The sequence below is a fragment of the Nocardioides sp. NPDC057767 genome (assembly GCF_042798275.1).
Lineage (GTDB): Bacteria > Actinomycetota > Actinomycetes > Propionibacteriales > Nocardioidaceae > Nocardioides.
The window spans coordinates 1-10,092 of record NZ_JBHVKJ010000102.1 but is presented as its reverse complement, the minus strand read 5'-3'; the positions used below and the strand labels follow the sequence as shown (position 1 = coordinate 10,092).

At 68.5% G+C, this 10,092-nt stretch carries 9 protein-coding genes; 6 read left to right on the top strand and 3 right to left on the bottom strand.

Annotated elements, in window-relative coordinates:
* Positions 1-74: 74 nt before the first annotated feature.
* Complete coding sequence (locus tag ACFVDI_RS27985; RefSeq protein ID WP_378912153.1) at positions 75-1,667, bottom strand: RNA polymerase sigma factor; 1,593 nt, start codon at positions 1,665-1,667, stop codon at positions 75-77.
* A 138-nt stretch (positions 1,668-1,805) separates the two neighbouring features.
* Positions 1,806-2,384 carry an HhH-GPD-type base excision DNA repair protein gene (locus tag ACFVDI_RS27980; RefSeq protein WP_378912152.1) on the bottom strand — a complete coding sequence of 193 codons (579 nt, stop codon included), beginning with the start codon at positions 2,382-2,384 and terminating at the stop codon, positions 1,806-1,808.
* Between the two features lie 84 nt (positions 2,385-2,468).
* On the opposite strand from ACFVDI_RS27980, the gene ACFVDI_RS27975 reads away from it, so the two are divergent.
* Positions 2,469-2,924 (top strand): hypothetical protein, encoded by a 456-nt coding sequence (locus ACFVDI_RS27975; protein WP_378912151.1) that lies wholly within the window; start codon positions 2,469-2,471, stop codon positions 2,922-2,924.
* On the opposite strand, the gene ACFVDI_RS27970 is transcribed toward ACFVDI_RS27975, so the two are convergent.
* Positions 2,921-3,847 (bottom strand): DUF4192 domain-containing protein, encoded by a 927-nt coding sequence (locus tag ACFVDI_RS27970; RefSeq protein ID WP_378912150.1) that lies wholly within the window; start codon positions 3,845-3,847, stop codon positions 2,921-2,923. The genes ACFVDI_RS27975 and ACFVDI_RS27970 overlap by 4 nt on opposite strands.
* Positions 3,848-3,984: 137 nt before the next feature.
* Between ACFVDI_RS27970 and ACFVDI_RS27965 the strand changes: the two genes are divergently transcribed.
* From ACFVDI_RS27965 to ACFVDI_RS27945, 5 genes are all read left to right on the top strand, one after another.
* Positions 3,985-5,295, top strand: a complete 1,311-nt coding sequence (locus ACFVDI_RS27965; protein ID WP_378912149.1) for a DNA polymerase IV — start codon at positions 3,985-3,987, stop codon at positions 5,293-5,295.
* A 177-nt stretch (positions 5,296-5,472) separates the two neighbouring features.
* Entirely contained in the window at positions 5,473-6,381 is a 909-nt protein-coding gene (locus tag ACFVDI_RS27960) for a hypothetical protein (protein ID WP_378912148.1), read from the top strand.
* Positions 6,378-6,752, top strand: a complete 375-nt coding sequence (locus tag ACFVDI_RS27955) for a GntR family transcriptional regulator (RefSeq protein ID WP_378912147.1) — start codon at positions 6,378-6,380, stop codon at positions 6,750-6,752. The genes ACFVDI_RS27960 and ACFVDI_RS27955 overlap by 4 nt, the downstream gene beginning before the upstream one ends.
* A 10-nt stretch (positions 6,753-6,762) precedes the next feature.
* On the top strand, positions 6,763-8,898 hold the full coding sequence (locus ACFVDI_RS27950) for a S9 family peptidase (protein WP_378912146.1): 2,136 nt from the start codon (positions 6,763-6,765) through the stop codon (positions 8,896-8,898).
* Positions 8,899-9,103: 205 nt separating this feature from the next.
* A complete protein-coding gene (locus tag ACFVDI_RS27945) occupies positions 9,104-10,051 on the top strand; it encodes an RNA polymerase sigma factor RpoD/SigA (protein ID WP_378912145.1) in 948 nt (315 codons plus the stop codon).
* Positions 10,052-10,092 lie beyond the last annotated feature (41 nt).

Sequence of the window (10,092 nt, the reverse complement as noted above, 5' to 3'; positions counted from 1 at the left end):
GCACGGCTTCTCCGCCGAAATGGCGAACGCCCTCCCAGATGTCCGGGAAGGCGTTCGGGGTGATCTTAGCCAGATCAGTCGAGATAGTCGCGCAGAACCTGCGAACGCGACGGGTGTCGCAGCTTCGACATCGTCTTGGACTCGATCTGACGGATGCGCTCGCGGGTGACCCCGTAGACCTTGCCGATCTCGTCTAAAGTCTTCGGCTGACCGTCGGTCAGGCCGAAGCGCATGCTGACGACGCCCGCCTCACGCTCGGAGAGCGTGTCGAGCACCGCGTGCAGCTGCTCCTGGAGCAGCGTGAACGAGACCGCGTCGGCCGGGACGATCGCCTCGGAGTCCTCGATCAGGTCACCGAACTCGGAGTCACCGTCCTCACCCAACGGGGTGTGGAGCGAGATCGGCTCGCGGCCGTACTTCTGGACCTCGATGACCTTCTCCGGGGTCATGTCGAGCTCCTTGGCCAGCTCCTCCGGGGTGGGCTCGCGGCCCAGGTCCTGGAGCATCTGGCGCTGCACGCGGGCCAGCTTGTTGATGACCTCGACCATGTGCACCGGGATACGGATGGTGCGGGCCTGGTCGGCCATCGCGCGGGTGATGGCCTGACGGATCCACCAGGTCGCGTAGGTCGAGAACTTGTAGCCCTTGGTGTAGTCGAACTTCTCGACCGCACGGATCAGACCGAGGTTGCCCTCCTGGATCAGGTCGAGGAAGAGCATGCCGCGGCCGGTGTAGCGCTTGGCCAGCGAGACCACCAGTCGGAGGTTGGCCTCCAGGAGGTGGTTCTTGGCGCGCTTGCCGTCCTCGGCGATCCACTCGAGCTCGTCGAGGATCTTCGGGGTAATCTTGCCGCCCTTGCCGAGCTTCTCCTCCGCGAAGAGACCTGCCTCGATCCGCTTGGCGAGCTCGACCTCCATCTCGGCGTTGAGCAGCGGGACCTTGCCGATCTGCTTGAGGTAGTCCTTGACCGGGTCGGCGGTCGCGCCCGCGACCATGACGGTCTGCTCGGGCTCGTCGGTGTCGTCGGAGGTGGAGACGACGAAGCTCTGCTTCTCGGCCTCCTTCTCGTCCTCCTTGATCGTGGGATCGGCGGCGACGTCCTTCTCGAACTGCTCGTCAGGGATGTCGGGCAGGATCTTCTTGCCGTCGGGGCCGATCTGGACGACCGTGGCCTCGTCGTCGGAGTCGTCGGAGTCGTCGGAGTCGTCGACATCGATCTCGTCGACGTCATCGACATCGACCTCGACGTCCTCGAGGACGATCTCCTCGCCGTCCTCGTCGATCTCGGTCGTCTTCTTGGGCTCATCGGCCTTCTTCGCCGCAGCCTTGGCCGGCTTCTCCGCCGGCTTCTCGGCCTCGGCGGCGACCTTCTTGGCGGCGGCCTTCTTGGCCGGCGCCTTCGCAGTGGTCGTCTTGCGGGTCGAGGTAGTCGCCGCCGCGGCACGGCCGGTGACGGCGGTGCCGAGGTCCACCGAGATGCCGAGCGTGCTCAGGTGACCGAGCAGGGCCTTGAGATGCCTGGGCTCGACCGCAGCATCCTCGCTGGCCTGGCGGACCTGGTCGGGGCTCACACGTCCGGTCGGCTTGGCCTGGTCGATCAGTGCCTTCACGGCAGGGTGGGCGAGTACCTCAGCGGGTATCTTGCGCGCGTTCGAGGACACGAACACCTCTCCGTCGAACTTGGTCGAGACTTAACAAAAACTCACTTTGGGCGCGGCAGGGCCCGGGGTCGTCAAGAGCCGCAGATTCATTCTGCCACGGTGGTGGTGAACAGTCCCCATCCGGGGCGTCGTGTCCCCGCCACCTCATCCGGCTGCTTTGGCTGCGGCCTTCTTCTGCTGTTTGTAGTCGCGCACCTTCTGCAACGACGCAACGTCGACGACGTCAGCCACAGAACGGTAACCATCGAGCGCGTAGTCCCCGACGGCCTCTTCCCAGCCATCGGGGCACACGCCCAGCTGCTTGGCCAGCAGCGAGACGAAGATCTGCGCCTTCTGCTTGCCGAAGCCCGGGAGCGCCTGGACCCGCTTGAGCAGATCCTTGCCGCTGGTGGCCTCGGTCCACAGCCGGGTGACGTCGCCGCCATAGTCAGAGGTGACGATGGCCGCGATCCCCTGCACCTTCGCCGACATCGAGCCGGGGAACCGGTGGATCGCCGGCGGGGTGGAGGCGATCGTCTTGAACTCCTCGGGATCCATCTCGGCGATCCGGGCGGGATCCAGATGTCCGAGTCGGGTCACCAGCTTGTGACCCCCCTTGAACGCATCCTCCATCCGGTACTGCTGATCCAGGGCCATGCCCAGCAGCAGCGCGAACGGGTCTTCGGAGAGCAGCTTGTCGGCGGCCTCGTCGCCGGTGATGTGGAGCGAAGGCATAAGGGACATCCTGCCTCATCTCGCGGTGAAGCACCTGCTCATGCCTGTGGATAGCGGGTCGCGCCGATCCGAGATCCGTTGCACGCTGGACCCATGTCCTCCATGTCCGCGCTGTCAGAGACGTCCGTCGAAGGGCTGCACGAGCCGCTGTCCCCCGTGCTGGAGAAGCGGCTCAGACGGGCGGTGCTCGACCACACCGCCACCGAGCATCGGCGCTCCTTCCTGGCGCTCGTCCATCTTGGCATCCCCGGCGGCAAGGAGGTCGTCCACGCCCACCGCGAGGACGAGCCCACCGACCAGTGGCTGCGGACCGACATCATCCACAGCATGCGGCGCCGCACCGGCGTGCCCGACCCGATCGTGTGGCTGACCCGTGCAGGAGGCCTGGACGTCGAGGATGTCGACCTCCGCTGGCTCGCCGCCGCCAGGCAGGCGTTTCGAGAGATCGGGACACCCCTGACGTACGTCGTGGTGACCCGCAACGCCTGGGTCGACCCGCGCTCGGGGCTGAGCCGGAGGTGGAAGCGGCTGCGCTACCGCAACGACTAGGCAGGAAGGTCCGAACGGCTCAGCGCCTCCTCCCAGGCGGTCGGCGGAACGGCGCCCTCGAGCATATGGGCGACCAGCACCCCGAGACCGTGGTGGCGCTCGCTCGCGAAGCACCGGTCGAGCGCACACCAGGCGAGCGCCCCGTCTCCGCCCAGCCAGGCGGCGAAGGCCAGCACCGCAGCCGGGTGGGCTACGTGGTCGTCGGGGCTGCGGCGTACGACATCGGCCCACATGCGCACGTGGTCCCGGGCCTCCTCCCGACTCATCCCGCCCCAGGCGGCGTCTCGCCGCTGCGGGTCGCGCAGCGCCAGCAGCAGGGAGGCGGTCTGGTCGGCCGACAGCACCGTACCAGCGACTGCGTCGTCGACCAGGCGGCCGACCTCGTAGATCTTCATCGACGCGGCCTGTGCCAGCGCCGCCTCCGTCTCTGCGACGGCCGCGGGGTCCGCGGCGATCGAGGCGGCGAGCTCGGTGCGGGAGCGGCGCACCAGGTGCCCGTCGTAGACCGCCTGGGCACGGAACGGGTGGGCACCGACGTCGAACGGGACACCGTCGTCGGGGACGCCGTGGAACCCGAGCGGGTCGAACCACCGACCGTCCTGCACCCGCAGGCAGCCGATCAGGTCGATGTCGCACTCGGCGAGCCTCTCGGCCAGGCGTCGGGCGATCTTCAGCCCGAAGCGCGGGCCGCTGTCGTAGAGGACGAGCATGGCTCCGCGCACCTGGTGGCGGACGGCGGGCAGAAGGAGGCTGTCGAGGCAGTCCTCGACCTCCCCCGGAGATGGGAGGTCGATCCGGCCGTGCACCTGGTGCTCACCGCCGAAGGTCAGCATGACGATCGACTTCTCGGGCTGGAAGCCCAGCAGGATGGGAACTGCGGCCAGGACGTCCTCGGGACGGGCGATGGAGAGTTTCGTGGTCATGCGGACCACACTCCCCGCGACCCACCGACAGTTTCCGGGACAAATCCGGTGCCTGTGGACAACTCCGTCCCCATTCGATCCTGTGGACGACAACTGGCCCGGAACGGATTGTCCCCGCTGCCCGATAGGTTGCCACCATGAGACCGCACGCGTCGGTGATGCACCTCGACCTCGACGCGTTCTTCGCCTCGGTCGAGCAGCGCGACAAGCCGTCCCTGCGCGGCAAGCCGGTGGTCGTGGGCGGCATCAGCGGGCGCGGCGTGGTCAGTACCGCCTCCTACGAGGCCAGGACCTTCGGCGTCCGCTCCGCGATGTCGACGCGCGAGGCCCGCGCGCTGTGCGGGCACGCCGCCTTCCTCTACCCGCGCTTCCACGCCTACAAGTCGGTCAGCGAACAGGTCTTCGGGATCCTGCGCGACCTGTCCCCGCTGGTGGAGCCGCTCTCGCTGGACGAGGCCTTCGTCGACCTCGCCGCCGCAGATCTGCCCGACCTCGAGGTCGGGACCGTCACCGAGACCGCCGCCCGGATCCGTGCCGAGGTCGCCGAGGTCACCGGTGGTCTGACCGCGAGCGTCGGCCTCGCCAGCTCGAAGTTCATCGCCAAGATCGCCAGCGACCTGGACAAGCCCGACGGCTTGGTCGTCGTCGCACCCGGCACCGAGCTCGATCTCCTCCGCCCGATGAACGTCAAGGTGATCCCGGGCGTCGGCCCCGCCACCGCCGAGCGCCTGCGCCGGGCCGGCATCCACACCGTGGCCGATCTGGAGCAGGTCAGCGTCGAGGAGCTCGTACGTCTGGTGGGCAAGTCCCACGGCACCAACCTCTACAAGCTGGCCCGTGCCCAGGACGACCGGCGCGTCGAGCCCGAGCGCGAGACCAAGTCGGTCAGCGTGGAGGGCACCTACGACACCGACCTGACCGACCGGCCGCTGATGGAGCAGATCCTCACCCGGCAGGCCACCGAGGTCGCGGCCCGACTGAAGAAGAACGGGCTCTCGGGCCGCACCATCACGATCAAGGTCAGGCTCTACGACTTCACCACGATCAACCGCTCAGCGACGCTGCCGGCGCCCACCGACCAGGCCGGCACCATCGCCCGCCTGGCTCGGACTCTGCTCGGCGAGCTGTTCACCGCGGGCGAGACGGCGGGCGGCGTACGCCTTCTCGGGGTCGGCGTCTCCGGTCTCGCCGACTGGATCCAGGAGGATCTCTTCGGCGACGAGAGCGACGAGGGAGCCGAGCCCGACCTCCCCCTCCCCGAGCCGGTGCGGCGGCCGACCTGGGCGGCCGGGATGGACGTCGTCCACGCCGAGATGGGTCGCGGCTGGGTCTGGGGATCGGGGCGGGGCGTGGTGACCGTCCGCTTCGAGACCGCCGTGACTCCCGCGGGCCCGGTGAGGTCCTACGCCACCGACGACCCCGACCTGCAGCCCTACATCGAGTCCTGAGGCCCGCTCGCCCGGCCGCGGGACGCCACCGTCGCGGCGGACGAGTGCGGTATCGCGCCGGGCGACCAGCATGTGCGATAGAGCTGAGCCATAGGCTCGATCCCGTTTGTATCAAGCACTTGACACAAGGTTTCTTGTACCGAATGCTTGGCACAAGTTGCCCTTCAAGGAGGTCTCGTGTTCGGAATCGGGCTGGTCGAGCTGGCGTTGGTGATCGTCGTGCCGGCGTTGGCGGCGACGATGTGCGTCGCCCTGGCCACAAGACCTCGTGGCACCTTCTCGGTCGCACGGGAATGGCGATGGGTGCGGCGGATCCGACTGCTCGGCATAGCGCTCGGCCTGCTGATCGCGACGGTGCTCATGGATCACGCGTCCTTGGCGGCCGGTGGCGTCGGCACGATGATCGCTCCCCCGGGGTTCGGCCTCGGGGTGCTCCTCGGCGTGGTCGCCGGCGAGACCATCGTTCGCGCGCCACGGCCCACCGGACCCCGAACGGCATCGCTGCAACACCGATCCCTGGGCACCTACCTGCCCAGGCCGACGTCGTACGCCGTCACCACCGGTCTCGCGCTGCTCGGCGCCACGCTCCTCCTGACCACCTTCACAGCACAGGACGACGACTATCTGGGCCAGCGAGCCATCGGTTGCCAGGCGGGACCCATCACGCAGTCGCACAGCCCTTACCCCGGCGCGTTCTATGCGGTGCCGCTGGCGATCATGCTGGGTATCGTCCTGGTCTCCGCCGCGATCGCGGCTGTCGCCGTCGTGCGCCGACCTCGGGGCCTCGCCTCGACCGACGCCGGCGACGACGACCTCCGCCGGCGATCGATGACCGTCATCGTCGCGGCGGTTGGAGTCGCCGTCGGCACCAGCCTGACCGGCACCGCCGCCACCGCAGCGGCAGGACTTCTGTCGCTGGACGTCGAGTGCGCGCCCGCCTGGATGCCGGTCGCGGGCTGGCTCCTGGTGCCGACGGCGCTCATCGGCCTCGGCCTGGGGGCATGGTGCCTGGTGCGCCTGTTCGTCAACGACAGCCTGTCGAACGCGGCCGACCCGACCGCCCGGACCGCACCGGAGCACGCATGAGGATCACCGTCGATCCCGACGACGGAACACCACCGTACGAGCAGATCAGGCAGCACATCGACGACCTGATCACGACCGGTTCGCTCGCCGCGGGACACCGTCTCCCACCCGTCCGCCAGCTCGCCGGCGACCTCGGTCTCGCTCCTGGCACCGTGGCCCGCGCCTACCGTGAGCTCGAGCAGGGCGGGCTGGTCCAGACCCGACGCGGTGCCGGCACCCGGGTCATCGGCAGCGAGCGCCCGGCCGCCGATCCGGTGCTGGCCAAGGCCAGGGCGTACGTCGCCTCCGCTCGCGCGCTCGGATACCACGACTCGCAGATGAGGGACGCGCTCGAGCGGGCTCTCACGGAGTCCTCACCTCAGCGAGGATAGGGTCTCGTTCATGTCTGCAGATCGCTCCTCGACGCCCTGGCCGATCGCTCCCAAGAAGCCCTCGTCGAAGCAGTTCCACGGCCTGACCCGGGCCGATGACTACGAGTGGCTCCGGGAGAAGGAGAACCCCGAGGTCATCGCCTACATCGAGGCCGAGAACGCCTACACCAAGGCGCAGACCGACCACCTGGCCGACCTGCGCTCGCAGATCTTCGAGGAGATCAAGGCGCGCACCCTCGAGACCGACCTGAGCGTCCCGACGCGCTCGCGCGGCTACTGGTACTACGGCCGCAGCTTCGAAGGGAAGCAGTACGGCGCGAGCTGCCGGGTGAAGGTCGCCGATCCCGACGACTGGACTCCCCCGACCCCGGCCGACGTCACCCACGACCAGCCGGCCCTTCCCGGCGAGGAGGTGCTGCTCGACCTCGACGCGCTCGCCGAGGGCCACGACTTCTTCAGCCTCGGGGGCTCCTCCGTCAGCCCCTCGACCACCCTGCTCGCCTACGCGACCGACGTGACCGGCGACGAGCGCTACACCGTACGCGTCAAGGACCTCACCACCGGCGAGCTGCTGACCGACGAGCTCACCAACGTCCACGGCGGCGCCACCTGGGACCGTGACTCTGCCAACCTCTACTACACGACCGCGGACGAGTCCTGGCGCGCCGACAAGATCTGGCGTCACCGTCTCGGCACCGGCCAGGACGAGGACGAGCTGGTGTTCCACGAGACCGACGACCGGTTCTGGGTCGGCGTGGGACGCACCAAGTCCGACCGGTTCATGTTCATCGGCACCGCCGCGAAGATCACCGCCGAGTACCGCTTCCTCGACCTCGACGACCCCGACGCCGGCTGGCAGGTCTTCGCCGCCCGCGAAGAGGGCGTCGAATACTCGGTGGAGCACGCCACCATCGCGGGCGAGGACGTCTTCCTGGTCACCCACAACGCCTCGGGACCCGACTTCGAGATCGCCACCGCGCCGGTCGCGCCCACCCCGCGCTCGCAGTGGCAGCCGCTGATCCCGCACACCCCCGGCGTACGCCTGGAGGACGTGGACGCCTTTGCCGGCCACCTGGTCGTGCACCAGCGCAGCGAGGGGCTGACCCAGCTCCGCATCCTGGAGCTCGGGGAGGCCGGCGTGGCCGACGACTACCTGGTGAAGTTCGACGACGAGCTCTACACCATCGGCTCCGGCTCCAACCCGACCTTCGAGACGCCGGTCGTGCGGCTCGGCTACACCACGATGCGCACCCCGGCCTCCGTCTACGACTACGACGTACGCAGCCGCGAGCTCACCCTGCGCAAGCAGGCCCCGGTGCTCGGTGGCTACGACCGCGACGACTACGAGGAGCACCGCCTGTGGGCGACGGCCCCCGATGGCGTACGGGTGCCGATCTCGATCGTGGCGAAGAAGGGGCTCCACGAGCAGGGTCCGATCCCGGTCCTGCTCTACGCCTACGGCTCCTACGAGGCCAGCATGGACCCCTACTTCTCCATCGCGCGGCTGAGCCTGCTCGATCGCGGGATCGGCTTCGCGATCGCCCACATCCGTGGTGGCGGCGAGATGGGACGGGCCTGGTACGACGACGGCAAGATGCTGAAGAAGCAGAACACCTTCTCCGACTACATCGCCTGTGCCCGCCACCTGGCCGAGTCGGGCTGGTCGACGCCGTCCACGATCATCGCGGAGGGCGGCTCCGCCGGCGGGCTGCTGATGGGCGCGGTGGCCAACCAGGCGCCCGACGCCGTGGGCGCGATCGTCGCGGCCGTCCCGTTCGTGGACGCGCTGACCACGATGCTGGACGCGACGCTGCCGCTGACCGTGACCGAGTACGACGAGTGGGGCAACCCGGAGGCCGACAAGGAGACCTACGACTACATGTCCTCCTACGACCCCTACACGAACGTCGCCGCCCAGCACTATCCGCCGATCCTGGCCGAGACCAGCATCAACGACACCCGGGTGCTCTACGTCGAGCCCGCGAAATGGGTCGCCAAGCTGCGCGCGACGGCCGAGAATCCTGGTGACGTACTGCTGAAGACGGAGATGGCGGCCGGACACGGTGGAGTCTCGGGGCGCTACAAGGCGTGGGAGGACCGGGCGTTCAGCCTTGCCTGGATGATCGATCAGGTGACCTCTTCGTAGGGCATATCTGTGGGGATCTCGGGGTACTCCATGAGAAACCCCTGAGATTCACCTCGCGATGCAACTTATCGCCTGCCGCGTACGTCGAACCGGACAAGAGATCGAAGACGGATTCGATGACAAGGCGCTCTACCAGGGAACACCTGGGAGGGGCGAAGCGTTGAAACCACCGTGAGGCCACAAACCTCACCGTGAGGAGGTTCCCATGGCGACACGCACCGCAACCGCCACCCGAGAGATCGAGGGGCGTGACAGCGTCGGGCTGTATCTCGACGAGATCGCTCGCAACGAGCTCCTGGATGCTGCCAAAGAGGTTGAGCTGTCCAAGGCGATCGAGGCCGGCCTGATGGCCGAGCACCTCCTGGCCGAGGGCCGCGTAGGCCGCAAGAAGGCACCCGGCGGAGCCACCCGAGCGGAGCTGGAGTGGCTGGCCGAGGAGGGTCACCGCGCCACCCGCGAGTTCATCAACGCCAACCTGCGTCTGGTGGTGTCCATCGCGCGGAAGTACGGTCGCGCCCAGATGCCGATGCTGGACCTGATCCAGGAAGGTAATACAGGCCTGATCCGGGCCGTTGAGAAGTTCGACTACACCAAGGGCTACAAGTTCTCGACGTACGCCACCTGGTGGGTGCGTCAGGCGATCACCCGTGGCATCGCCCAGCAGGCGCGCGTGGTCCGGCTCCCCGTCCACGTCGTCGAGGAGCTCAACCAGGTCGGCGGCGCCCGCCGCACCCTGGAGCGCCAGCTCGGTCGCGACCCGGAGCCGGAGGAGATCGCCACCGAGCTGGGTATGGACATCGACCGCGTCCTCGACCTGCTCTCCTGGGGTCGTGACCACGTCTCGCTCGACACCCCGATCGACGAGGACGGCGACACCTCCCTGGGTGACCTGATGGCCCAGGAGTCGGCGCCGTCGCCCGACATGGACGTCATCGACGTCGAGTCGCGCGAGCGGCTCAACTCGCTGGTCGGCCAGCTCGACGAGCGCTCTGCCGACATCGTCCGCTCCCGCTACGGCCTCACCGACGGCCGTCAGCACAAGCTCGCCGACATCGGCGTCAAGCACGGCATCTCCGCCGAGCGCGTACGCCAGCTCGAGCGCGAGGCCCTTCAGAAGCTCCGCCGCTTCGCCGATCCCGACCTCGCAGCGTAGCCGAGACGTCACTCCCGTCGGCCGAGTTGGCACCGTGGTGC